We start from the raw sequence: 22741 nt of genomic DNA on the forward strand, positions 1-22741 counted from the left end.
CGGATACCGTTATTGTCGTTATTGCCAGAGTATGGCCCCTGACAACGAACCACACAAGCGCCGGATATCCGTCCCTGGATCGAATGTTCAGCTTTTACTGCAGCTGGTTTACCCACTGTTTTGCCCAGGTAAGGGCATCCGCTTCTGGTTCCATGGTCTCGAGGGCGTCAATGCGGAGGGTCTCGCCCACTTTCCGGGCTCCGGTCTCCAGCAGGGCTTCCTCCATCAGGTCGCCGGCACCACAAAAGGTGTCGCCGTAAGAAGAGTCACCCAGCACAATCACGCCGAACGGACGCCCCGGTTGCTGTGGTAGCTGATCCCGCAAATCCAGATAGAACGGCAGCAGGTTGCCCGGCACTTCGCCCTCGCCGGTGGTGGACGTGCATACCAGCAAGGCGTCGTCATTGCCCTGTATGTCGCCCAGAGTGGCTTCTTCAATAACCGTTATCTGGTGCCCCATGGGTTCCAGCACCTGTTTCAGGTGTCGGGCGGTCAGCAGGGCGCCGCCGTATACGCTGCCGGTGAGAATGCGGATGGATGCCATAACAGGTGCCTTTTCCCGAGAATGGTGTAAATGGAAGGTCGGATGATAATTATGCGGTGGTTCCGGCTCAAGCCGAAGATGGATTTGGCGTGGCTGCAGTTTGGGTGCGAACCCTGGGTGCAATGCGGTTCCGGCCTTGTTCCTTGGCGTTGTATAGCTGGATGTCAGCCTGTTTCAGCAGCTCGTTTACTGAGCCTGCCGAGGAAATGGAGCAGACGCCAGCGCTGATGGTCACCGGGAGCTGTCGCCCTTGATGGTAGAATTCGGTGACGGCAACTTCGCTTCGCAGGCGCTCGGCCAGGCTCAGAGCCTGCAGCAGAGTGGTATCCGGCAGCAGTAGCAGGAATTCCTCTCCCCCCCACCGTGCGGCCACATCGGACTGGCGTATGACTTCTTGTACCAGGGCGGAAAACTGCCGCAGCACTTCGTCACCCGCATCGTGGCCGAAGTCGTCGTTAATGCGTTTGAACAGATCCAGATCGATCAGCACAATAGAAAAATGATGGCCCGAGCGCTGGTATCGGGACAGCTCTTTATTCAGGCGGGCTTGCATGTCCCTGCGGTTGGCCAGTTGAGTCAGATCATCTGTCCGGGCGGCCTGCTCGTGCAGCTGAGCCAGCTCTACCAGGCGATTGCGGGCGTGCAGCCGCCCTGCTTCAAGTACAAAACAAAAGATCGATACAAAGGTGAGCGTGGCAAAGAAGCGGATTTTGAAATCTGCCGTGTAGCTTGCGGTCACGCCTGGAAGATCCGGAAACTGGAACACGAGAACGGCGAGCAAATAGCAAAACAGCAGAATCGCCGTGCCAGCTTTCAGGCCGGTCAGAAAAAAAAGCAGGGGAGGGAATACATAAAACCATAAAGGCCCCGTGTTGCCTTCGCCTCCGGAAGCAATCAGGTAGGTGAACAGTACACCGACGGTGATCAGCAGCCCCCGAACCAGAACCTGTTGATTACGGCTCCAGGTATACCAGAGAACGTTGGCAATGACCGGTATGTTGAACAACCAGAGCACCCAGGCATGAAAGGTGTGGTCGGCGTACCAGGCTTTGGCGCCGATGCCGGTCAGAAACAGAACCGCCATGGCAGACAACCCGCTCAGCAGTCGGGACATCTGTATCGTTTCCTGCGCACTGAGAAAACTTCGGCTTTGTGTTTCGGTGTCCGTCATGACCTGTTGTTCTTTTTGACAGATTTGCCCGGATTATGCGTCAAATGTACGCACAATTGCAGTGTCTGATTCCCGTACTGTGATCCACTCCTGATGTCCTGCCTTTGTTCCAATTTCATGGCAAAAAATTTATAGTTTGCCCCGCTTAGCTTTGTGCAAATTCCTGATGTCCACAAGACAAGAGAACTTATCGGTATGGCCCGTTCCAGCAGCTTTCTGGATAGTATTCTCACCAGCCCCACCACGGAACGGTACAGGGTCGGCCTCAGTGTCCTTTTTCTGATCGGCGTCTGGGTGGTCGTTGGCTCGTTCAGCCATGAGCTGCCCAACGGAATGTTGCTGATGGCGGCGGCGGTGATCGGTGGCTATATGGCGATCAATATCGGTGCCAACGATGTTGCCAATAATGTCGGGCCTGCGGTGGGCTCGGGCGCGCTTTCCCTGGGCGCGGCCGTGCTGCTGGCGGCGCTGTTCGAGGCGGCCGGTGCGTTGATTGCCGGTGGGGATGTGGTCTCCACCATCAAGGGCGGCATTATTGACCCTACCTCCCTTGAAGACCCGCGAGCGTTTGTCTGGCTGATGACGGCGGCCCTGCTGGCTGGCGCGCTCTGGCTCAACCTTGCCACCTGGATGGGCGCGCCGGTGTCCACCACTCATTCCATCGTCGGTGGGGTGCTGGGTGCCGGCATTGCCGCTGGTGGCTGGGGTATTGCAGACTGGGCGGTGATGGGGAAAATCGCCGCCAGCTGGGTGATTTCGCCGGTCCTCGGTGGTGCTCTGGCGGCCCTGTTTCTGCTGTTGATCAAGAAAACCGTACTGTATCGCCGGAATCTGGTGTCTGCGGCCCGTACCTTTGTGCCCTGGCTGGTGGCGATTATGGCCTGGGCCTTTACCACCTACCTGATGATCAAGGGCGTCAAGCAGATTGTGAAAGTGGATATGCTGTCCGCGTCGCTGATCGGGCTTGGCGTTGCGGCGGTGGTGTTTTTCCTGATGCGCACGCTGGTAGGCCGTCGGGCTGCCACCATGGAGAACAGTGCGCAGGGCGTGAATACGCTGTTTACCTGGCCGCTGATTTTTGCTGCGGCGCTGTTAAGTTTTGCCCATGGCGCGAACGATGTGGCCAACGCCATTGGTCCGCTGGCGGCGATTAATGACGCGATTCAGGCCGGTGGCGGTGTGGTTACGGCCGCCAGTATTCCGCTCTGGGTGATGCTGATTGGTGCCCTGGGGCTGGCGGTCGGACTGATGTTATTCGGGCCCAGGCTGATCAAGACGGTGGGCAGCGAGATCACCGAGCTGGATAAAACCCGGGCCTTCTGTATTGCGCTGTCCGCGGCACTGACGGTAATCCTGGCCTCGCAATTGGGGCTGCCGGTCAGCTCTACGCACATCGCCATTGGCGGAGTCTTCGGAGTTGGCTTTCTACGAGAGTACCTCAAGTCGAACTACGCAACGCAACTGCACAAAATTGTCGAAGACTATGAGGAGGCGGATCAGGAGCGTCTGAAGCCATTCCTGGATGATTTCCGCAATGCCTCTGTGGAGGAGATGGAGAAGCTGCTCAAGCAGGCCAAGAAAAAGAAGAAGCAGGTGCCGTTGAAAAAGGCTGAACGCAAGCGCCTGAAGAAAATTTACCGGGAAGAGATGGTCAAGCGTTCGCATCTGGTGCGTATTGCCGCGGCCTGGATCATCACGGTGCCGGCATCGGCGTTCATGGCGGCGTTTCTGTTCTTCGCGCTGCGCGGCATGATGGTCTGATCGGGCGTCGGGGCTGGCTCTGTTGTTGCGGTTTGGCCATACTATTGTTCAAGTCCGGCTGCTGATTGCAGGCCGCCATCCATTTTCGGGGTATGTTGTATGAGTTCACCGGTTGAGAGCCGTCAGGCAAAGATGATTGATGAGCTTCGGGTGTTCATCAAGAAGGTGATGAGTGATCCGACTATTGCGGTCAAGTCGATGGAAATTGCCCGCAAGTACCGTGGGCAGTCGGATGCGGATGAGGCGATGGCACGGGAGATCAGTGCCAATACCACAATCCGGATTCCGGAGGCCTGGAGCGAGGCCGACAAGATGTTTCTGGAGATCCTGCACGAGGTGCTGGATGACGAAGAGGCGCTTTACTGAGTTTTGAGCTTGGTAGGTGTACGTCCCCGTTCCCTTCCTCAAGCCTGGCCAGGGCTTCCTGATCAGGCTCGTCGAGCCGCTTGCTGATTCTGTTTGAGCACGGCGTCTGCCATCTGCTGCAGAATCGACATTTCGTCTGCAATGTCTTCTTCTTTTGACAGCTCGCGCTGTTCCCGCAAGATATCTTCCAGAATTTCCGGCGTGGTCAGAGGGTTGGCCAGTACCACCCGGAAGACGATGCAGGGGAAGTGGTAGTAGCGGGCCGGTTCCAGTCGGGTTCTGGAGACAAAGGCTTTGCCCCGTTCCCGCTGGGTTTTCTGGATGAACTTGGTGATGCGGTTCAGGCAGGCGTTCATTTTCTCGGCCTGCAGTTCATCGGCGACCGCCAGTGCATCGCGAACCTGTGCCGGGCAGTAGCGGTAGGTCAGGATATTCAGTTCCGGGCGGGTGACCAGTTCGAAGTCGGCTTGTTCGTTGATCAGCCGGGCGAAGATCCGGGCTTTTTCGATGCCTTGGTCGATCAGCAGTTCGTAGCCTTCCCGGGCCAGGATTTTCAGGCCGGAATGGATCAGCATGGACATGCCCGGCCGGGAGCCTTCCAGCGTGGTGCTGCCCAGGTCCCGGGAGCCTTTGCGGATGATGTACTGGGCGTGATGCTCAACGGCGCTGGCCAGCCCGGGTTCTTTGAACACCACCAGCCCGGCGCCCATGGGCACGTAGAGCTGTTTGTGGGCATCGAAGGTGACCGAGTCGGCTTCTTCGATGCCTCGCAGCAGGTGTTTGTAGGTGCGGGAGAACAGGGTTGGCCCGCCCCAGGCGGCGTCGACGTGGAAGTGGGCGCCAAACTCGCGGGCGATGTCGGCCATGGCGTCCAGCGGGTCAACGTTGCCGGTTTCGGTGGTGCCCGCAACCCCGCAGATGGCCATGATCTTGATTTTCTGCTTCTGCAGTTCCAGGCATTTGTCGCGCAGGGCGTCGGTGTTGATGCGGTTGTATTCGTCAGTGTCTACCGCCACCAGGGCGTCGCGGCCCAGGCCAAGTACGTCGGCGGCCTTGCGCAGGGAGTAGTGGCCGCGTTTGGAGACGACGATGGCGGCGCCTTCCTGACCATAATATTTCAGAGCCCGGAACAGGCCTTCTTCATGCAGGCCCCGGAAACTGCCCTCTGGCGGGAAGGCCCGGTTGCGGGCAACCCAGAGTGCGGTCAGGTTGGCGACGGTGCCGCCGGAGCACATGGCGCCCAGGGCGTGCCGGGGGTCGTGCATCCATTTCCGGTAGAAGGCACTGTCCTGCTGGTATACCAGGCGGTGAATCTGGCCCAGTACCTGGCGCTCCATGGGCGTGAAGGCCTTGGAGGTTTCGGTTTTTACCAGGTTCTGGTTCAGTGCGATCATGATTTTCGACAGCGGCAACATGAAGTACGGCAGGGCCGAGGTCATGTGGCCGATGAACGAGGGCGCAGCCGTGTGTACCGAGTTGGCCACCAGTTTATCGAGCAGGAACTGGGTCTGCTCTGAGACGAAGATGGGTTTTTCCGGTATCGCAGACTCGGCGAAGTCTTTCTCCACTTCGGCCAGATCGCGCTCGATGGCAACGATGTGGTTCTGGAGGAAGCCTGCGAGGTTGCTGGAGATGTCTTTGTCGATGCGGCTCAACGTGGATTCCGGCGCCTCGGGCACCGTGAATACGCGATACATGGCTTCCAGCGAGGCCTTGGCAGTTTTTTTCTTTCCGGTCATAACACCACGCACGTTCAGCGGTATCCGAGGGGTCGGGTCCGGAAACCCTTCGGACGAAGCCGGGCCTGGCCCGGTTGCATTTGTGTCGGCCTGCCGTCTGGGCGGGCCTTATATTCCCTGAGGGTGCGTAGTATAAGTCGGGTCAGGGGCAGGATGCCATGCCTTCTGGGTATGGCGGCTTGGCGGGTGCTGAATATTGACTACCGCTGTCTTGAATCCACAGACGAGGGCTATCCGTTCGCCCGCTGGTATGTCCATCGGAGCCCTCGATTGGTGATAGGCTCACTCTGAAGTTTTTGCTGATGCGCGCCAGCTTATAAGAACGATATTCGATACGGAGTTCAGTTGGAATTTTCGACATTCTTGGTTTGTAGCCATTGCTGCAGGCATGCTCCTTAGCTTGGTGGATGACAAGTTGGGGTTAACAGAGAAGCTTGTCGATGCGCTGGTTCAACATAAAGAGTCATGGGCTACGGCTATGAAAGAAAATAAAAAAAGTGTTGAGCTGGTCAGGAGAGAAGCCAATTACTATTTCGGTAGCACGCGAGGTAACCTCGATTTTATTCGTCGTTTTGGTGGTTTGTGATGGGTGCGAGTAATGATTCATTGCCACCCATCAATCGCCCCATTGCATTTTGGGGAGGGGTGCTTGTATTAGGTATGGGTGTTGGCCTGACAGCTTCCCCCTCTGGCAGGATAGTTGGCACTACTTAATTTTTAACCAGTTGGGCGGTTCAGGTGTTGATAGTGCCTCGTTATTCCGAAGAACGTAAAGCCGCAGTACTGGCAAAGTTATCGCCGCCACAGAGCATGACGATATCCGCCCTTTCGCGGGAAGAAGGCATTTCGGAGCAAACCCTTTACAATTGGCGGACACAAGCCAGAAAAGAAGGACGCCCGGTGCCCGGTTCAAAAGCCAAGTCAGACCAGTGGTCAGCAGAAGCAAAGCTGGCAACCGTCATTGAGACCGCCGCGCGACGTGCCAGCTACCGAGTATGTGAGTGAGGTCAAAGCGAACCAGCGTGAGAGTGAAATGGTGCTGGAGGCCGCTGGGGCTGCATTGTCATGCGGAGCGATGGTTCTGGGGTGGGTCGTTGTCCTGACATCTGGAGCCGCTATTTCCTTCAGCGGCGGAGCCAGCTCCGTTCTGACGGTAATAGCTTATGGGGCGGCGTCAGCTAGCACCGCTCAATGTATTAATGGGGTGGCTCGAACAGCCATTGAGGCGAATAACCCCGAATGGAACGACATGCTAGATAGCCAAGAGTGGTACCAGAATGCCACATTGGCTATTGATGTGGTGTCCATTGGTGGAGCAAGCGCCGCAGGACTGATGACGATTCGAGGCATTAAATTGCTGAATGCTCAGGGAATTACGGTCAAAGAGGCACTAAAAGGTCTGAATCGCCAGCAAAGGAAGCGACTGTCCAAAGAGATTGCACGGTCTAATGCACCTGGCATTTCCAATACTATGATCAAGTTTTTCGAACGGGCTGGCCAGATTGAGAAACGCTGGTCCAATCAGGCCATACGAACCACAACATTGCGTCAACTTAAAGACGCGATCGGAGCCAGCCTTACGTTTGCTGGCAGCGCACTGGGTGGATCGATCCGATCGATTGCCGTAGCGGTCGTAGCGGAGGAATGACCTGTGTCGACAAGGGATTCTGATGGACTTGATGACGGGGCAGTCGAAATCCAGATATTCCCCCGAGGAATGTGGCATGTCGTTGGCGCAGTAGTGTGTATGGCCACCTCGCTAGCCATTGTGTTGGTGCTGATAGCCCTGTTGACCTCTCCGTGGTTCAGCACCCAGACGGTGCTTGTTATTGGGCTTTGTCTCTTTGTGCTGGCCGTTTTTTTACTGGTGACACCCACCTTCCTGCTCACCAGAGGCAGCGCCAAATGGCACAGCTTCCTGAAGCGGTTCAACCTTTTCGTCGTAGGAATACTTATCGTTGCTGGCGCCATATCTCTGATTGTAGGCGACTCTAGCATGGCCACGACGTGTGCCTCCGGTCTTTTCTTCTCTTTAATCGCCTACTGGTTGTATAGAGCCAGTGCCCACGCTGAATGCGTGGAGTACTACCGAAAAATATGTGAATACCGTCGTCACCATATGGCTCAGGATAGGTGATGCGGGGCTACGTTTTATCGGACAACAGAAATTGATCAATTATCAGGCTGGTGATGGCTACGACTAATGACTCATCAAGACCTCCCATAAATCGCCCCGTGGCATTATGGACCGGAATGGTTCTGTCAGCTATGGGTGTTGGGCTGACAGCCTTATCTATTTGGATTCTTTGGTTAAATCATAGGGACTATACTCAAGCTATACAAACGGGCGCGCCTATTTTTTTGGAAGATACGGGAATTACAGTCCTATATCTTGCACCGATCACCTATTTAGGCCTCGCACTATTGGGTATGTGTGGGATTATTGTTGCGATCCGAGGTAAGGGGTTCACAAAATCCATCGGTGGAAAGTTAAACAAAGCAGTAGCGTTATTAGTCATTACCGGCCTTTTCGGGATGTTCTTTGGCTCTCATATCGCCAATAAACTGTGGGCTGAACATTTCGAGAATCAGGGCTATGTAGAATGCTCACAGCCATTCAGAATGACCAGCAAATGGTTCAAAGCAGTATGGGTTGATTCGATACCCTTATGCAATGACAGACGAGTTCTGAAGATGTTTGGTGCTGGCAAGCGTGTTTCGGACATCAATAGAATTATTGAGGAAAGCCGTCACTAAGAATCTACAGGCCGAGAGGTTTTTGGTCATATGTTTGGGAAGGGTTGACACTCCCTCGGTTGTCGGTTTCGGCTGCTGAGAGCTATTTCTCTTTTATTACGAGTGGCGACTATTTCGGCCTTGCCTTCGAGCTCTGGGTCCAAGTAGTGAAATCAAATTATTTCCCGATGTATATCGAGTATCGCAGCATCGATTTTTTCTTCGATGGCCTTTTCTACCTGATCCAGACGTTGAGTGATTTTTTGCGAAGAGGTACCGAGGGCAGCGATGGTCCAGGTGGCGCAGTCGAGGGCGTCGTGGTCGGCGGTTTCGCTGACCGCCAGATCGGGTTCGCGGCCCCAGATGGCTTTCATGGCGGTGAAGGCTTTGCGTTTGGCTTTGAGGTCTTCACAGCCGTAGAGTTGGAAATGCAGGGTGAGCAGGCCCACGTGGGGGGTGATGTTGTGTTGCTGTTGCGGGGCTTTGCCTTCTTTCAGCAGCTTTCTCAGGGTTTCTGACATTGCGGGTTCCAGTTGGGGTGCAGGAGCAAGCGGGGATGGGCTTTAGCCTACTACAGGCGTACCCCGTTTGATAATCTCTGCCGGATTGGTGCCGGAGGGCAGGTTGCCGTAGTTCAGGCCGCCGTGGCTTTGCAGACGGGCGGCGCAGTAGGCGTCGGCCAGGTGTTTGTCGCTGTGGCGCAGCAGCAGGGAGGCCTGCATAACCATGGCCAGGCGATCTACCAGGTTGCGGGCGCGGTACTGGAGGTCGCTGGTGTCGGCGAAGTCGTGTTGGAGTTGGGCCAGGAACTGGTCGAAGCGCCGGTCGCTGCCCTTGGCTTCGGCGGCTTCTTTTAAGAAGGCGTCGAGGGTTTCGGGTTCTTTTTGCAGGGCGCGCAAGGTGTCGAGGCACTGGACGTTGCCGCTGCCTTCCCAGATAGCGTTGATCGGGGATTCCCGGAACAGCCGGGGCATGATGCAGTCTTCCATCACGCCGCTGCCGCCGATGCATTCCATGGCTTCGTAGGCGTGGTTGGGGGTGCGTTTGCAGATCCAGTATTTGCCAACGGGGGTAGCCAGGCGGGCCAGCAGGCGTTCGTGTTCGTTGGCCTGGTTGTCCATGGCCCGGGCCACCCGCAGGGTGTAGGCGAGGGCGGCTTCGCTTTCAAGGGCCAGGTCGGCGAGGACGTTCTGCATCAGCGGCTGGTCGCTCAGGCGGGCGCCAAAGGCGCTTCGGTGGCGGCAGTGGTGGCTGGCCTGGGCGAAGGCCTGGCGCATGCCAGCGGCGCTGCCGATCATGCAGTCGAAGCGGGTCATGGCGACCATGTCGATAATGGTGCGCACCCCACGTCCTTCGTCACCCACCATCCAGGCCAGGGCGCCGCGCAGTTCGACTTCGCTGGAGGCGTTGGCGACGTTGCCCATCTTGTTTTTCAGTTGCTGTACCTGCCAGGGATTTTTACTCCCGTCCGGGCGCCAGCGGGGCATCAGGAAGCAGGACAGGCCGTTACGGGTTTGGGCCAGTACCAGAAAGGCGTCGCACATGGGGGCGGACACGAACCACTTGTGGCCCACCAGTTCGTAGGGCTGTCCGGGGCCTTCAGTGCCCATCGGGTGGGCAAGGGTGGTGTTGGTGCGGACGTCGCTGCCGCCCTGTTTTTCGGTCATGGCCATGCCGATGGTGACGGCGGTTTTGTCGGTATCCGGGCAGTTTCGGCGGTCGTAGCGGTTGGCGAGGATTTTCGGTATCCAGGTGTTGGCCAGTTCTGGTTGATTGTGAAGGCTGGGAATGGCGGCGAAGGTCATGGTCACCGGGCAGCAATGGGCCGCCTCGACCTGGGAGTGCAGGTAGTATTTGGCGGCCCGGGCTACGTGGGCACCGGTTCCGGGGTTGCGCCAGGGCGCACTGTGCAGGCCGTTTTCAAAGGCAACGGTCATCAGCTCGTGATAGGCCGGGTGAAAGCTGACTTCATCGATCCGGTGGCCGTAGCGGTCGTGGGTGCGAAACTCGGGCTTGTGGCGGTTGGCAAGGTTGCCCAGTTCAATGGTGTCGGCTTTGCCCGCCCAGTCGCCAAAGCGGCTCAGGTCGTTGTCGGCATGGTTGGCACCTTCCCGTTGAACGGCTTCCCGCAGCGCGATGTCCTGCTGGTAGAGGTTGTAGTTTGCCAGCGGCAGCGGCTGGTTGATGACCTCGTGGGTACTGGCCAGGTGTTGCCCGGCCACCGGGTGGTTTGCGGAATCACGCGGCGTTTGGCTCATGCTTAGCTCCTGGTGCCGGTTAACCCCTGTATGCAGAAGCAAACGATGGCGTCGACCAGCGTATTGTTGCGATTGTCGGTATCCTGGAGGCTGCGTGTCTGGGTGGGTGACAGCGGCCCTATCAGGGATTCGGAGATGGCGCCTACCAGGCAGGTGCTGGCGAGTCGGGCGTTCTGTTCCGGAATGCAGCCTTCTTTGATGCCTTCGTTAATGGCCCGTTCGAACAGGTCGGCGTACGCCTTCCGGTACGCCAGGCGTTCTTCCTCAACGGTCGGGTCGACGGGCTCGGCGATCAGGGCCCAGGCTTTCATCGGCCCTTTCAAAGCGCGCCCGGCAAATTGTCGGAGGGCGCTCTCCAGCCGTTCAACGGCGTTGCCGGATATGCCCAGTGCTTCGGCCACCTTGTCGACTTCCCGCTGCGTCGCCAGCCGGAAAATTTCGGCGAACAAATGTTCCCGGGATTCAAAGTGCCGGTAAATCGTGCCGGTAGCCACGCCAGCCAGGCCTGCGATGCGGGTGATTCTGGCACTGCGAAAACCGCCTTCTGCGACACACTCCCAGGTACAGTCGATAATCCGCTGGCGCGCCTCGGCTTTACGTTGGCGCATCTTTTCTGTTTCGCGATAGGCCATAGTGGCTCCTCAAAATAAGTGAATCATTATTCATTTTTTGTGTCAATTTGTTGTGCCTTTGAAGACTCATTATGGGCTCTTTAAAATCAACCACTTGCTTATGTTTACAAAAAATTACAAAAAAATTGTTGTCAGGAAATAGCGCGGTTATGAAAAGCAGATTATAAAGACGCCAAGGCAGGCGACCATGAGGGCCGCTTGTCGAGATTGGGTGCGGGTTTCAGGCTGATTTTCGCTCCCGTGGTTCTGTTTTCGTTGATGGAGAAAAGCGATGGGTGAATTCGACGAAAGCAATCTGGAGCAGTCCGGTAACTGGACGGGCGACAGCGGCGATAACCATTCTGTTGCAGGGCGTGCTCGTGTGAGGGCCCAGTTGCAGTCAGATATCGAGGCTTTTTTGCAGGGGGGCGGCACGATCCAGGAGGTTGGTACTGCCTTTCAGGCCGATCCGTTGCGCAAGGTGGGCACGGGCTTCAACGGCCGAACTGCCTGAAACAGTAGGTCGGGCTCAGGCCCGGCCTCTGCTTTGTATACTGGCCCGGGCGTTCGGTACCGGGCCTGCACTGAACGGTCTCCGACGTGTATGATGTAGCCGGTATTCAGGGCTTTTCATATTCAGGAGGTTACCCGTGTCAAAATCGCGTCCTGCGCACTCAAGCCGAGCCTTTCCCCTTACCCGCCTGCGTCGAACCCGAGCCCATGACTTTTCCCGTCGCCTGGTGCGGGAGAACCAGTTGCGACCGGATAACCTGATTTTTCCGGTTTTTGTGCTGGAGGGCGAGGGCCAGCGTGAAGCGGTGCCTTCGATGCCAGGCGTTGAGCGGGTAAGTATTGATCTGCTGGTGGAGCAGGCGGCAGAGTTGGTGGAGCTGGGCATTCCCGCAGTGGCTCTGTTCCCGGTGGTGCCTGCCGAGAAAAAGAATCTATCCGGCTCCGGTGCCTGGGATCCGGACGGGCTGGCACAGCGGGCGGTTCGGGCGCTGAAACAGGCGCACTCGGAGTTGGGTGTAATTACCGATGTGGCGCTGGATCCCTTCACCACCCATGGTCAGGATGGAATCATCGATAACGAGGGTTACGTGCTGAACGATGTTACGGTTGAAGCCTTGGTCAACCAGGCGTTGTCTCATGCCGATGCCGGTGCGGACGTGGTGGCGCCCTCGGATATGATGGACGGCCGTATCGGCGCCATCCGTGAAGCGCTGGAGAAGGCCGGGCACATCAATACCCAGATACTGGCTTACTCCGCAAAATATGCATCCAGCTACTATGGCCCGTTCCGGGATGCGGTGGGGTCGGCTGCCAATCTTGGCAAGAGCAACAAGGCCACGTATCAGATGGATCCTGCCAACAGTGATGAAGCGATTCATGAAACCGCAATGGATCTGGCGGAAGGTGCGGATATGGTCATGGTCAAGCCGGGCATGCCGTATCTGGACATTGTCCGCCGGGTAAAAACCGAGTTGCAGGTGCCCACTTTTGTGTATCAGGTCAGCGGTGAGTACGCCATGCACATGGCGGCGGCACAGAACGGCTGGCTTGATGGTGATGCCGTGATGATGGAGAGCCTGATGGCCATGCGCCGGGCCGGTGCCGATGGCATACTGACCTACTTTGCCGTGCGGGCTGCCCGGCTGATTCGGGAGCGGGAGCGCGCCTGATCCGGGGGCGCTTTGCCGCCCCAACCCATGAACCAAGGATGCATCCAGCGATGAAAACTGAGTTTTTGAGCGTGGCAGACAGTGACCAAAGTGTTCCGGCACCGCTAGAGGTGGCGCCGGTGGGCGAAACGGTGCAGCTTGAGGCCAGCGAAAACTATTTCAATCGCGAACTCAGCCAGCTCCAGTTCAATTACCGGGTGCTGAAGCAGGCGCTGGATCCGGCGCACCCGCTGATCAACCGTCTGACCTATTGCTGCATTTTCAGCAGCAACCTGGATGAATTCTTCGAAATCCGGGTGGCCGGTTTGCGCCAGCAGCTCAAGTATGGACGCGAGACGGTCGGTGTCGACGGGATGTTGCCGGAGCAGTTGCTGGCGGAAATCAGTCGTGTGGCCCACGACTATATTCATGAGCAGTACGATATTCTCAATAATGTTCTGATTCCGGAATTGGAAAAAGAGAACATTCACTTTGTCCGGCGCCGGGAATGGACACCGGCCCAGGCTGACTGGGTACGGACGTATTTTGACGAGGAAATTCTGCCGGTGGTCAGCCCCATCGGGCTGGATCCTTCTCATCCATTCCCCCGGCTGGTGAACAAAAGCCTGAACTTTATTGTTGAGCTCGACGGCAAGGATGCGTTTGGCCGGGAAACCGGCATGGCGATTGTGCCTGCGCCCCGATCGTTGCCACGGTTGGTGCGGCTGCCGGATAACGTCTGCAGCGGTGGCGATAACCTGGTGTTCCTGTCGTCGATGATTCACGCTCATGCCGATGAGCTGTTTCCAGGCATGGAGGTAAAAGGCTGCTACCAGTTCCGGCTCACCCGCAATGCCGACCTGGAGCTGGAGGACGACCTGGAAGACCTGGCCTCTGCGTTGCGCGGCGAGCTGCTGAGCCGACGGTTCGGTGACGGTGTTCGGCTGGAAGTGGCGGACAACTGCCCGGATGAAATGGTGCAGTTTCTGTTGCGGGAATTCGGGTTGACCGAGCGGGACCTGTATCAGGTGAACGGCCCGGTGAACCTGACCCGGATTATGGCGGTGGGTGAACTGGTGGATCGGCCGGACCTGTCCTATTCCCATTTTTCGCCCTCGATTCCGCGCCAGATCCGCAGCAAGGACTCGATGTTCGACGCCATCCGTAAGCGCCCGTTGTTGCTGCTGCACCCCTATGAGAACTTCAGCCCGGTGGTGGACCTGTTGCGCCAGGCGGCGAAAGACCCGCAGGTGCTGGCGATCCGGCAGACCTTGTACCGCACCGGCGCCAACTCCGAAGTGGTGGAAGCACTGGCAGATGCGGCCCGCCGGGGCAAGGAAGTAACCGCGGTAATCGAGTTGCGGGCCCGGTTCAGCGAAGCGGAAAACCTGGAGCTGGCCAGCCGCTTGCAGGAAGCCGGTGTGATTGTGGTGTACGGTGTGGTGGGTTATAAAACCCACGCCAAGATGATCCTGATTGTGCGCCGGGAGGAAGGCCGCTTGCGCCGTTACGTGCATCTGGGCACGGGTAACTACCATGCCGGTAACGCTAGGATCTACACAGACTACAGTTTCATGACTTGCGACGAGTCCATCGGCGACGACGTTAACAAGCTGTTCCAGCAACTGACCGGTATGGGCAAAGCTCTGAAAATCAAGAAGCTGTTTCATGCGCCCTTCACCCTGCACAACCGCCTGATCAGCCTGATTGAGCGGGAAGCCGCCCACGGTAGCAACGGGCGCATCATCTTCAAGTTTAATGCGCTGACCGAGCCCCAGATCATCAAGGCACTGTACCGGGCTTCCCAGGCCGGGGTCAGTATTGATCTGATTATTCGGGGTATTTGCTGTTTGCGGCCGCAGGTACCAAGGCTGTCAGAGAATATCCGGGTACGCTCCATTGTCGGGCGTTTTCTCGAGCACACCCGGGTCTACTATTTCGGCAATGACGGCAAACCCGATGTTTACTGTGCCAGTGCCGATGCCATGGAGCGTAACCTGTTGAGCCGTGTCGAGGTTGCCTTTCCTATTGAAGAGCCGATGCTGGTTGCCCGCCTCAGGGACGATCTGGAAGTGTATCTAGCGGACAATTGCCAGTCCTGGGTGTTGCAGGCGGATGGCAGTTATCTGCAAAATCAGCCCGCCGACCAGGAAGAGCGGTTGGCGGCCCAGTTGCTGCTGCTGGAGCGACTGACCGCCAAGACCGGTTAACCGGGCGGAACCCCATCCGGCGCGGGGCGTGATTCGTGCTGAGTATTCAATAAGCGACAGGAAGACACTTTGATCAAAAAAAAATGGATTGCAGGCGGCCTGGCCGTATTGGTGGTAGCCGGGGCCGCGCCCTGGGCTGTGGGTTATATGACGGAGCAGCAGTGGCAGGAGGCTGCCAGGGAGGTAAATCTTGGCCAGCCGTTCTTGCAACTGGAGACCGATGAATATCGGCGGGGCCTGTTTGGTGCCGAGGCCGCGCTGACGGTAACCGTGAAAAATCCGGAGACAGCCGAAACTCATGTGGTGAACATGGATGTACAGGTATCCCATGGTATTACCGGGAGCCTGATGAGCTTTCGGCCCAGCGGGGGCTGGCAGCCTGAGGGTGCTGACTGGTTTTCGGAGGGTGAGCCGGATCTGACCCTTGAGACCCGTTTGTGGGGCAGCGCGATACTGGAGCTGGTGGCACCGGCAATGCGCATCGAAAACCCGGAGCATGGCGAGGTGATCAGCAGCAGTGGCGGTTTGCTGCGCCTCGATTTCGGCCGGTATGGCAAGGCCGCAGATCTGCTGGTTGTGGTGCCCGAAGTGGCGATTGCAAGCCCGGTGCTGGAAGCCCGCATTGTCGATGTTCAGGTAGAGCAGAGTATGACCTGGCTGACCGGCGACATCTGGACCGGTGGAGGGGTTGCGACCATCAGTGAAGTGCGACTGCAGGATGTGGATACCCCACCGGTTTCGGTGGCGGGCCTGAGCCTTCAGGGGGACACCCAGGCACGTGATGATGACAGCCGGCTGGATTCCCAGGCGACTCTGGAGGTCGAGTCGGTGGACGTGGGCGAAGAGGCCATAGGGCCGCACCGCCTTGAAATCGCGTTCAGCGATCTGGATGTGGAAAGCTGGAACCGGTTGAATACTGTGCTGACCGAAATGCAGGCACAAGCCATGGCCAGCACCGCGGATACTGACCCCCGCGTTGCGTTCGAGCAGCAGATGGCTATGGTGCAGGGGCTTAATCAGGCTGCCCGGGGGATTGCCATGAATGGCTTTTCGGCAGGTATTCGGGAGCTGAAGCTAGAGACCCCCGAAGGCAGTATTCGCGGCCATCTGGATATCTCCCATCCCCGCCTGTCGGCGGCTGAGCAGGGGCAGATGCTGATGGTGATGCAGGGGCTGACGGGTGAGGTTAACCTGAGCCTGCCGGTGTCCCTGGCGGAAGACTATCCGGCAATCCGGATGCAGGTGGCGCCGCTGGTCAAGCAGGGGCTGCTGATTCAGGAAGGCGATCGGCTGGTGCTGGACGGCAGCATGGAAGACCTGATGCTGACGATCAATGGCCAGGATATCCCGCTACCGCCGCTGTTGTAGTGGTGATCGGAGCAGTCGCTGGCTATCAGGGCTGCTCCTGCGTATCAGCTTTGCTGGCTGAATTTTTTGCGCAGGGCATCAGCCACTGCCGGATCGACAAATTCCGAGATGTCACCACCGAGGGAAGCTATTTCCCGAATCAGGGTGGATGAGATGTAGGACAGGTGGTTGGCGGGGGTCAGAAATACGCTTTCCACTTCCGGTGCCAGTCGACGGTTCATGTCTGCAAGCTGGAACTCGAACTCGAAATCGGAGACGGCCCGCAGGCCCCGGAGAATGACCGTGGCGTTTTGCTCCCGAACAAAATCGGCCAGCAGGTTGCTGAAACCGGTCACAGTAACATTGGGCACGTGGGCGGTTGCCTTGCGAACCAGGTCGCAGCGCTCTTCAAGATTCAGCAGCGGTTGTTTTTTCGGGTTATACGCGACCGCCACAACCACTTCCCCGAACATTCGCCCGGCACGTTCAATCAAGTCGGTGTGGCCATTGGTGATGGGATCGAAGGTACCGGGATAGATAACTTTGGGCATGGTCTGCTCCTTGTTCTGATGGAGCGTAGGATAGCAGGATCGTTCGCGTTGCTGTAGTCCGCGCCGTTTCTGGTTTTACACGGCGATAGGCCGGGCAACGAGGGTCGTCACCCGGGCCGGGTACGTGCTTGTTGCCGGGTCAGCGAATGAATAGTTTGTACACCAGCTTATGCACGGCTTTGCCGTAAGGTGCGTAAACCAGCTTGCCGCTGTTGAATTTTTGCTTGGCGAAGATCGCCCGGTGGTGAGAGAACGTCAGGAACCCTTCCTTACCGTGGTAATGCCCCATCCCGGAATCACCTACACCGCCGAAGGGCAGGTCGTCCTGAGCCACATGCATCAGGGAGTCGTTAATGCACATGCCCCCGGAGTGGGTATTGTTGACCACGTGCTGTTGCTGATCCTTGTCGTAGCCGAAGAAATACAGCGCCAGCGGCCGGGCACGGTCGTTGATGTAGTGGATTGCCTCGTCGAGGCTGTTGTAGCCGACCACCGGCAGAATGGGGCCGAAGATTTCATCCTGCATTACTTTCATATCCGGGGTGGTATTCAGTACCAGTGTCAGCGGTAGTTTGCGGGTGCTGTCTTTCATGTTTTCATTGGCGGTATTGAGCTCAATCAGCTCTGCCCCCTTGGCTAGCGCATCCTCCAGATAGCTCTGCAGGCGTTCATATTGCCGTTCGTTGATAATTGCCGTGTAATCGTTGTTGTCTTTCAGGCCCGGATACATTTCAGTAAAACGGGCGCGGAAATCGTCTACAAAGGCCTGTATCCGGTCGGTCGGGCAAAGCACGTAGTCCGGTGCCACGCAGGTTTGCCCGGCATTAAATGCCTTGCCGAAGGCGATTCGCTCGGCGGCATCCGCCATAGGAACGTCTGGCGAGATGATTGCGGGAGACTTGCCGCCAAGCTCAAGCGTAACCGGTGTCAGGTTGCGGGCGGCGGCACTCATCACCAGTTTGCCCACGGAGGTGGAGCCGGTAAACAGCAGGTGGTCGAAGGGGCGCTCGGAAAAATCGGCGGCTACGTCGGCTTCGCCGGTAATCACAGAAACAAGGTCTTCGGCAAAGATCGAGTCGATGATCTCTTTGAACAATGCGGACGTGTGCGGCGTAAATTCCGACATCTTGATCATGGTGCGGTTGCCAGCGGCCAGCGATGCCACCAGCGGCCCCACCGCCAGATACAGTGGATAGTTCCAGGGTACGATCACGCCCACCACTCCCTTGGGCTGATACGACACTTTGTTGCTGGCAGGCTGAAACAGTATGGATACATGGCGTTTGGAGGGTTTCATCCAGCCGCTCAGATGTTTCAGGGTGTAGTTGATGCCCTGAATGGATGGCATGATCTCGGCAATCAGGGATTCGTCTTTCGAGCGGCAGGTGAAGTCGCGGTCAATGGCGTCTACCAGGCGATCCTTGTTGGCCAGCAGTGCCCGTTTCAGGCGATTGAGGTTTTCCTTGCGCTCAAGCAGTGAGGGCATGGGGTTATTCCGGAAGGCCTGCTTCTGGGTATCGAAAACCTGGTGCGTATGCTGGATCTGCTTTTTGCTCTCGGTGAGCTGGACGACCGTGGCAGCCATCGTAATCCTCCTCACTGCCAGCCCCGGGCCGCAGTGGTCTGTTGTTGTCTGAGACGCTGGTTATCGGGGAGTAATTCCCCGGTATTTGCACTGACCATCATTATTAGAGTATATACTCTAGGCAGTCAAGAAACCCGGGATGGCTCTTCGGGCCATCTGTGATCCAGATATCAACACGTGTCTGCACTACCATGAAAACCCGAGACAAGATCCTGCTCAGCAGCCTGGAGCTGTTCAACGAAAGGGGTGAGCGTAATATCACCACCAATCACATCGCGGCGCACCTGGCGATTTCCCCCGGCAACCTTTATTACCATTTCCGCAACAAGTCCGACATCGTTTACGAAATTTTTCAGGAATATGAAAAGCTTGTTGATTATTATCTGGATATTCCGGAAGACCGGCCCATGACTCTGGATGATCTGGCTTTTTATCTGGAATCTGTTTTTGACGGGTTGTGGAGTTACCGGTTTTTTCATCGTGATCTGGAATCGTTGCTGGATAGCGATCCCCGCCTGCGCTTGGGGTATCGGGCGTTCACTGATCGTTGTTTGGTGTCGATTGGGCGGATATTCAGCAAACTGGCGGAGGCGGGCATTATCGAGGCTCAGCCCGACGCGCTGCGGTCTGCCATGTCACTGAACGTCTGGTTGGTGATTACCAACTGGATGGCATTCCTTAAAACTGCCCATGCCTCCGGGCAGGCCCCGGAGCTGTCGTTGAGGGAACTCAAGCAGGGCATCTATCAGGTGCTGACACTGGAGCTGCCCTATCTGACGCCCGAGTATCGGGAGCGGGTGCTGACCTTGCGGGAGAAGTACCGGCCGGCACTGGCGTGCCAGAATGGGTGATGACAGCTTCGCTGGTCAAATTATGATCGCCCTGTGAACTTTTTCGGAGAGATTACGTCAAAGCTGTAAGGTGCGGGAACATCGGACATTCCTTGCATCTCCTGAGAGTAATCTCGGGTTTTCGGCCTCTGCCATGCAGAGGCTTTTGCACGTCGCAAACCCTGACGATTTGCCAGCCGGATTCGTTCACGGCTGGCTTTTTTGCTTAGTTTTCGGGTGCGTCCAGCCAGTTGGCCAGTGCCTGTCTGCAGTCGTCGACGCCCCGCTTGGCAGTCGACGAGAACATGATCAGATGCTCCACGCACTGATAGTCCTTAAGCTTTTTCGCGATTTCCAACATGCTGGTTTTGGCTTGTCCAAATTTCAGTTTGTCGGCCTTGGTGGCAAGAATCATCAGCGGCAACTGGTTATGTTCGCACCATTCCACCATCATTTGGTCGAACTCGGTCAGTGGATGCCGGATATCCATCACCAGCACCAGGCCCCGCAGGCAGCGCCGGTCGTTCAGGTAGTGGCCCAGATGCTGTTGCCAGTCGTCTTTCATGTCGCGGGAGACTTTGGCGTAGCCGTAGCCGGGAAGATCCACCAGCCGGGCATTCTCGCGGTTCAGGCTGAAGAAATTGATCAGCCGGGTTCGCCCCGGGGTTTTACTGGTTCGGGCCAGCTTTCCATTGGCGGTGATGGCGTTCAACGCACTGGATTTGCCAGCGTTGGAACGGCCCGCGAAGGCGACTTCCGCGCCATGGTCCGGCAGGCATTCGTCGAGCCGGGATGCACTGATCAGGAATCGTGCACTATTGAAGGAGATGCTTTTTTGAGTCAGATCAGAGTCCACGACGGTAGGCTTTCCTTTGGATTTCAGTTATCGGCGATTAATGTATAATGCTACACCAATTTCCGGCGGGACGCTGCGCGTTACCGCTGTCAGCCCCGGTTGTGCGCCTGTTCACTCAGTGCCTGGCCGGCTGCACAACGAAGAATACTTTCAAGATGCAAAGATGAGAGAAGCGGAGCGAGCATGAAAAGACTGATCGCAGGAGTTGTTCTCGGAGTAGGCCTTACAGCTATGGCTCACGGGGCAGGGGATCCGGCAGCAGGTGAACAGAACGCAGCAGTATGTGCTGGCTGTCATGGCCAGGACGGTGCCAAGCCCATTATGGGGACTTACCCCAAGCTGTCCGGGCTGGGTGAGAAATATTTGTACAACCAGCTGGTTGACATCAAGTCGGGTGACCGCGCGATTCCGGAAATGACCGGTCTGCTGACGGCCATGTCGGATCAGGATCTGCAGAACCTGGCGGCCTATTACAACAGCAAGGACATGGTGGTTGGTCAGGCTAACCCTGATCTGGTTGAGGCGGGGCAGGCACTGTATCGCGGTGGCAACATGGCCTCGGGCGTTCCGGCTTGTGCGGGTTGTCATAACCCGAAAGGTATCGGCAACGAGCCAGCAGGTTATCCGGCACTGGGTGGCCAGACAGCGGAATACCTGGCCAAGCAGCTGAAGGCCTACCGTGCCGGTGAGCGGGCGGTTGGCAGTAACGCTGCCATCATGATGGACGTAGCCTCCAAGCTGACCGATGCGGAAATCGAAGCGGTGGCCAGCTACGCGTCTGGATTGAACTGATCCGACCCTGCTGGTCTCTGAAAACCCCGCCTCGGCGGGGTTTTTGCGCTTTGGCTGTCTTACTTATCGGTAATTCTTTGCTGATGTCCCGCAGTGGAACTTTTTGCCTTGCTCGGGTCATACTTTGTCTAAAATCCATTTACGCCTCGGAGATCTTCGATGATCAGACCTGTTTTGGCTAGTGCTCTGCTGTTGTTGTCACTGTTTTCGGCCGGTGCCTTTGCCCAGACCTGGGTGGCCGGTACACACTATAAGGTGCTGGACACCCCGGTACGTACCGCCTCGGACACCGGTGTGGAAGTGGCGGAAGTGTTCTGGTATGGCTGCCCCCATTGTTACAGTTTCAAACCCATTGCCGAGGCCTGGAAGGCGCAGGCGCCGGACTATATCCAGTATGTTCATCTTCCGGCGGCTCTGGGTAAGAGTTGGGAGCCGCATGCTTACGCATTCTATGCACTGGATGCCATGGGAGAACTGGACAAGGTGCACGACGCCCTGTTCGAGGCGCTGGCCGGTGAGCGTCGGCCGCTGAACAGTCCGGAGGCGCTGGCAGACTTCGTGGCGGGCTATGGTGTCGATGCCGACCAGTTCCTGGAGGCCTACAAGAGTTTTGGTGTGCGCGCTAAAGTGCAGCAGGCCCAAGCGAAAATCAGGGGTGCGCGCATCACCGGAACACCGGCTATGCTGGTAAATGGCAAGTACGTGGTGAGCGCGTCCATGACCGGCAGCCACGAAAATGTTCTGAAAGTTGTTGAGTACCTGGCAGAAAAAGAGCTCGAGACTGCCCGGTAAATCCGGCCCCGGGTAATGGCGCCATACATTGCTGAACAGGAAGCCTCAGGCCATGTATAAGCGAATCCGTAATCAGCTGGACGGCATTCTCAAAGCCCGGGAGAATTCCCGGGGCTCCTGTTCGGGCAGCGAACATGTTCCGGACTTCGAGCCCCACCGACACATCCGTTTGCTGACGTTCAACATTCAGGTCGGCATCAACACTTCGTCGTACCGTCACTACTTCACCCGCAGTTGGCAGCATGTGCTGCCGCATCGGCGACGGTTTGAAAACCTGGATCGGATCGCTACCCTGCTCAGCCAGTACGATGTGGTTGCCTTGCAGGAGTGTGATGGCGGCAGTCTGCGCAGTGGCTACATCAACCAGGTTCAGTATCTTGCCGAGGCTGCCGGGATTCCTTACTGGTATCAGCAGCTTAATCGTAATCTTGGGCAAATTGCCCAGCATAGCAATGGTCTGCTCAGCCGCTTTCGGCCGCTGGATGTGACCGAGCACAAGTTGCCCGGGCTGATACCGGGCCGTGGCGCCATTGTGGCCCGCTATGGCCTGAAAGAAGATCCTCTGGTGTTGGTGCTGATGCACCTGTCACTCAGCAAAACGGCCCAGCAGCGGCAGTTGGGTTTTATCCAGGAGTTGATCAGCGAGTATCGACATGTGGTGCTGATGGGGGATATGAATGCTCATGCGGAACAATTGTTAACGCGGACACCGCTGCGTAACAGTGACCTGGTGCCCCTCCCGGACACCGCCCATAGTTTTCCCAGCTGGCGCCCCGAAAAGGCGTTGGATCATATACTGGTCAGCCCCTCTCTGGAGATTCGCCAATCTGGCGTGGTGAGCTATCCGGTGTCTGATCACCTTCCAATTGCGCTGGATATTGCCTTGCCCAGAGGCTACCTCGAGACCTTCTAACGGTTCCTGCCTTTATCA

23 protein-coding genes and 1 pseudogene are annotated in these 22741 nt (G+C 57.2%); 15 read left to right on the forward strand and 9 right to left on the reverse strand.

The window, feature by feature from the left end:
- Nucleotides 1-94: 94 nt before the first annotated feature.
- Nucleotides 95-544, reverse strand: a complete 450-nt coding sequence (locus C7H09_RS16360; RefSeq protein WP_106764706.1) for a flavodoxin — start codon at nucleotides 542-544, stop codon at nucleotides 95-97.
- 67 nt (nucleotides 545-611) lie between these two features.
- Complete coding sequence (locus tag C7H09_RS16365) at nucleotides 612-1658, reverse strand: GGDEF domain-containing protein (protein WP_240616625.1); 1047 nt, start codon at nucleotides 1656-1658, stop codon at nucleotides 612-614.
- Nucleotides 1659-1910: 252 nt separating this feature from the next.
- Between C7H09_RS16365 and C7H09_RS16370 the strand changes: the two genes are divergently transcribed.
- Both C7H09_RS16370 and C7H09_RS16375 read left to right on the forward strand, forming a co-directional pair.
- Nucleotides 1911-3476: an inorganic phosphate transporter gene (locus tag C7H09_RS16370; protein ID WP_106764711.1), complete on the forward strand. Its 1566-nt coding sequence runs from the start codon at nucleotides 1911-1913 to the stop codon at nucleotides 3474-3476.
- A gap of 99 nt (nucleotides 3477-3575) precedes the next feature.
- Nucleotides 3576-3842, forward strand: a complete 267-nt coding sequence (locus C7H09_RS16375; RefSeq protein ID WP_106764714.1) for a hypothetical protein — start codon at nucleotides 3576-3578, stop codon at nucleotides 3840-3842.
- A 62-nt stretch (nucleotides 3843-3904) separates the two neighbouring features.
- Here C7H09_RS16375 and panP read toward each other — a convergent pair whose 3' ends face one another.
- Complete coding sequence (panP, locus tag C7H09_RS16380) at nucleotides 3905-5581, reverse strand: pyridoxal-dependent aspartate 1-decarboxylase PanP (protein WP_106764717.1); 1677 nt, start codon at nucleotides 5579-5581, stop codon at nucleotides 3905-3907.
- A 403-nt stretch (nucleotides 5582-5984) separates the two neighbouring features.
- On the opposite strand from panP, the gene C7H09_RS16385 reads away from it, so the two are divergent.
- The 5 genes and pseudogenes from C7H09_RS16385 to C7H09_RS16405 all read left to right on the forward strand — a co-directional run bounded on the left by C7H09_RS16385 (nucleotide 5985) and on the right by C7H09_RS16405 (nucleotide 8338).
- On the forward strand, nucleotides 5985-6167 hold the full coding sequence (locus C7H09_RS16385; RefSeq protein ID WP_133166244.1) for a hypothetical protein: 183 nt from the start codon (nucleotides 5985-5987) through the stop codon (nucleotides 6165-6167).
- A 161-nt stretch (nucleotides 6168-6328) separates the two neighbouring features.
- Nucleotides 6329-6553, forward strand: a pseudogene (locus C7H09_RS16390) (transposase); the annotation flags it as partial.
- 25 nt (nucleotides 6554-6578) lie between these two features.
- Nucleotides 6579-7229, forward strand: a complete 651-nt coding sequence (locus C7H09_RS16395) for a hypothetical protein (protein WP_106764723.1) — start codon at nucleotides 6579-6581, stop codon at nucleotides 7227-7229.
- A gap of 3 nt (nucleotides 7230-7232) precedes the next feature.
- Nucleotides 7233-7718 (forward strand): hypothetical protein, encoded by a 486-nt coding sequence (locus C7H09_RS16400; protein ID WP_106764725.1) that lies wholly within the window; start codon nucleotides 7233-7235, stop codon nucleotides 7716-7718.
- Between the two features lie 131 nt (nucleotides 7719-7849).
- A complete protein-coding gene (locus tag C7H09_RS16405) occupies nucleotides 7850-8338 on the forward strand; it encodes a hypothetical protein (RefSeq protein WP_106764727.1) in 489 nt (162 codons plus the stop codon).
- A gap of 152 nt (nucleotides 8339-8490) precedes the next feature.
- Here the strand turns inward: C7H09_RS16405 and C7H09_RS16410 are convergent, their stop codons facing one another.
- From C7H09_RS16410 to C7H09_RS16420, 3 genes are read right to left on the reverse strand one after another with little or no spacing between them, the layout of a single operon-like run.
- Nucleotides 8491-8838 (reverse strand): DUF503 domain-containing protein, encoded by a 348-nt coding sequence (locus C7H09_RS16410; RefSeq protein WP_106764729.1) that lies wholly within the window; start codon nucleotides 8836-8838, stop codon nucleotides 8491-8493.
- A gap of 42 nt (nucleotides 8839-8880) precedes the next feature.
- Nucleotides 8881-10575, reverse strand: a complete 1695-nt coding sequence (locus C7H09_RS16415; RefSeq protein ID WP_106764731.1) for an isovaleryl-CoA dehydrogenase — start codon at nucleotides 10573-10575, stop codon at nucleotides 8881-8883.
- A 2-nt stretch (nucleotides 10576-10577) separates the two neighbouring features.
- Complete coding sequence (locus C7H09_RS16420) at nucleotides 10578-11207, reverse strand: TetR/AcrR family transcriptional regulator (protein WP_106764733.1); 630 nt, start codon at nucleotides 11205-11207, stop codon at nucleotides 10578-10580.
- 271 nt (nucleotides 11208-11478) lie between these two features.
- Here C7H09_RS16420 and C7H09_RS16425 point away from each other — a divergent pair, with 271 nt between their 5' ends.
- From C7H09_RS16425 to C7H09_RS16440, 4 genes are all read left to right on the forward strand, one after another.
- Nucleotides 11479-11700 (forward strand): hypothetical protein, encoded by a 222-nt coding sequence (locus C7H09_RS16425; protein WP_106764735.1) that lies wholly within the window; start codon nucleotides 11479-11481, stop codon nucleotides 11698-11700.
- Nucleotides 11701-11836: 136 nt separating this feature from the next.
- The gene (gene hemB, locus C7H09_RS16430; RefSeq protein WP_106764738.1) at nucleotides 11837-12868 is read left to right on the forward strand and encodes a porphobilinogen synthase; all 1032 of its coding nucleotides are present in this window, start codon (nucleotides 11837-11839) and stop codon (nucleotides 12866-12868) included.
- Nucleotides 12869-12918: 50 nt separating this feature from the next.
- The gene (gene ppk1 / locus C7H09_RS16435) at nucleotides 12919-15057 is read left to right on the forward strand and encodes a polyphosphate kinase 1 (RefSeq protein WP_106764740.1); all 2139 of its coding nucleotides are present in this window, start codon (nucleotides 12919-12921) and stop codon (nucleotides 15055-15057) included.
- A 69-nt stretch (nucleotides 15058-15126) separates the two neighbouring features.
- Nucleotides 15127-16425 carry a DUF945 family protein gene (locus tag C7H09_RS16440; protein ID WP_106764742.1) on the forward strand — a complete coding sequence of 433 codons (1299 nt, stop codon included), beginning with the start codon at nucleotides 15127-15129 and terminating at the stop codon, nucleotides 16423-16425.
- Between the two features lie 44 nt (nucleotides 16426-16469).
- On the opposite strand, the gene coaD is transcribed toward C7H09_RS16440, so the two are convergent.
- Entirely contained in the window at nucleotides 16470-16955 is a 486-nt protein-coding gene (gene coaD / locus C7H09_RS16445; protein ID WP_106764744.1) for a pantetheine-phosphate adenylyltransferase, read from the reverse strand.
- A gap of 139 nt (nucleotides 16956-17094) precedes the next feature.
- The gene (locus C7H09_RS16450; protein ID WP_106764746.1) at nucleotides 17095-18540 is read right to left on the reverse strand and encodes a coniferyl aldehyde dehydrogenase; all 1446 of its coding nucleotides are present in this window, start codon (nucleotides 18538-18540) and stop codon (nucleotides 17095-17097) included.
- 191 nt (nucleotides 18541-18731) lie between these two features.
- Here C7H09_RS16450 and C7H09_RS16455 point away from each other — a divergent pair, with 191 nt between their 5' ends.
- Complete coding sequence (locus C7H09_RS16455) at nucleotides 18732-19391, forward strand: TetR/AcrR family transcriptional regulator (RefSeq protein ID WP_106764748.1); 660 nt, start codon at nucleotides 18732-18734, stop codon at nucleotides 19389-19391.
- Nucleotides 19392-19596: 205 nt separating this feature from the next.
- On the opposite strand, the gene yihA is transcribed toward C7H09_RS16455, so the two are convergent.
- On the reverse strand, nucleotides 19597-20226 hold the full coding sequence (yihA, locus tag C7H09_RS16460) for a ribosome biogenesis GTP-binding protein YihA/YsxC (protein ID WP_106764750.1): 630 nt from the start codon (nucleotides 20224-20226) through the stop codon (nucleotides 19597-19599).
- Nucleotides 20227-20409: 183 nt separating this feature from the next.
- Here yihA and C7H09_RS16465 point away from each other — a divergent pair, with 183 nt between their 5' ends.
- The 3 genes from C7H09_RS16465 (at nucleotide 20410) to C7H09_RS16475 (ending at nucleotide 22723) form a co-directional block, all read left to right on the forward strand.
- Nucleotides 20410-21018 carry a c-type cytochrome gene (locus C7H09_RS16465; protein WP_106764753.1) on the forward strand — a complete coding sequence of 203 codons (609 nt, stop codon included), beginning with the start codon at nucleotides 20410-20412 and terminating at the stop codon, nucleotides 21016-21018.
- Between the two features lie 159 nt (nucleotides 21019-21177).
- Nucleotides 21178-21810 carry a thiol:disulfide interchange protein DsbA/DsbL gene (locus tag C7H09_RS16470; protein ID WP_106764755.1) on the forward strand — a complete coding sequence of 211 codons (633 nt, stop codon included), beginning with the start codon at nucleotides 21178-21180 and terminating at the stop codon, nucleotides 21808-21810.
- A gap of 52 nt (nucleotides 21811-21862) precedes the next feature.
- Entirely contained in the window at nucleotides 21863-22723 is an 861-nt protein-coding gene (locus C7H09_RS16475) for an endonuclease/exonuclease/phosphatase family protein (protein WP_106764757.1), read from the forward strand.
- Nucleotides 22724-22741 lie beyond the last annotated feature (18 nt).

The organism is Marinobacter fuscus (assembly GCF_003007675.1).
GTDB lineage: Bacteria > Pseudomonadota > Gammaproteobacteria > Pseudomonadales > Oleiphilaceae > Marinobacter > Marinobacter fuscus.

Bases quoted from the DNA above. Each gene is read 5' to 3' on its own strand.
- C7H09_RS16360 (WP_106764706.1), bottom strand. From the start codon at position 544: ATGGCATCCATCCGCATTCTCACCGGCAGCGTATACGGCGGCGCCCTG.
- C7H09_RS16365 (WP_240616625.1), bottom strand. From the start codon at position 1,658: ATGTCCCGACTGCTGAGCGGGTTGTCTGCCATGGCGGTTCTGTTTCTG.
- C7H09_RS16370 (WP_106764711.1), top strand. From the start codon at position 1,911: ATGGCCCGTTCCAGCAGCTTTCTGGATAGTATTCTCACCAGCCCCACC.
- C7H09_RS16375 (WP_106764714.1), top strand. From the start codon at position 3,576: ATGAGTTCACCGGTTGAGAGCCGTCAGGCAAAGATGATTGATGAGCTT.
- panP (WP_106764717.1), bottom strand. From the start codon at position 5,581: ATGACCGGAAAGAAAAAAACTGCCAAGGCCTCGCTGGAAGCCATGTAT.
- C7H09_RS16405 (WP_106764727.1), top strand. From the start codon at position 7,850: ATGGGTGTTGGGCTGACAGCCTTATCTATTTGGATTCTTTGGTTAAAT.
- C7H09_RS16410 (WP_106764729.1), bottom strand. From the start codon at position 8,838: ATGTCAGAAACCCTGAGAAAGCTGCTGAAAGAAGGCAAAGCCCCGCAA.
- C7H09_RS16415 (WP_106764731.1), bottom strand. From the start codon at position 10,575: ATGAGCCAAACGCCGCGTGATTCCGCAAACCACCCGGTGGCCGGGCAA.
- C7H09_RS16420 (WP_106764733.1), bottom strand. From the start codon at position 11,207: ATGGCCTATCGCGAAACAGAAAAGATGCGCCAACGTAAAGCCGAGGCG.
- C7H09_RS16425 (WP_106764735.1), top strand. From the start codon at position 11,479: ATGGGTGAATTCGACGAAAGCAATCTGGAGCAGTCCGGTAACTGGACG.
- ppk1 (WP_106764740.1), top strand. From the start codon at position 12,919: ATGAAAACTGAGTTTTTGAGCGTGGCAGACAGTGACCAAAGTGTTCCG.
- coaD (WP_106764744.1), bottom strand. From the start codon at position 16,955: ATGCCCAAAGTTATCTATCCCGGTACCTTCGATCCCATCACCAATGGC.
- C7H09_RS16450 (WP_106764746.1), bottom strand. From the start codon at position 18,540: ATGGCTGCCACGGTCGTCCAGCTCACCGAGAGCAAAAAGCAGATCCAG.
- C7H09_RS16455 (WP_106764748.1), top strand. From the start codon at position 18,732: ATGAAAACCCGAGACAAGATCCTGCTCAGCAGCCTGGAGCTGTTCAAC.
- C7H09_RS16465 (WP_106764753.1), top strand. From the start codon at position 20,410: ATGAAAAGACTGATCGCAGGAGTTGTTCTCGGAGTAGGCCTTACAGCT.
- C7H09_RS16470 (WP_106764755.1), top strand. From the start codon at position 21,178: ATGATCAGACCTGTTTTGGCTAGTGCTCTGCTGTTGTTGTCACTGTTT.
- C7H09_RS16475 (WP_106764757.1), top strand. From the start codon at position 21,863: ATGTATAAGCGAATCCGTAATCAGCTGGACGGCATTCTCAAAGCCCGG.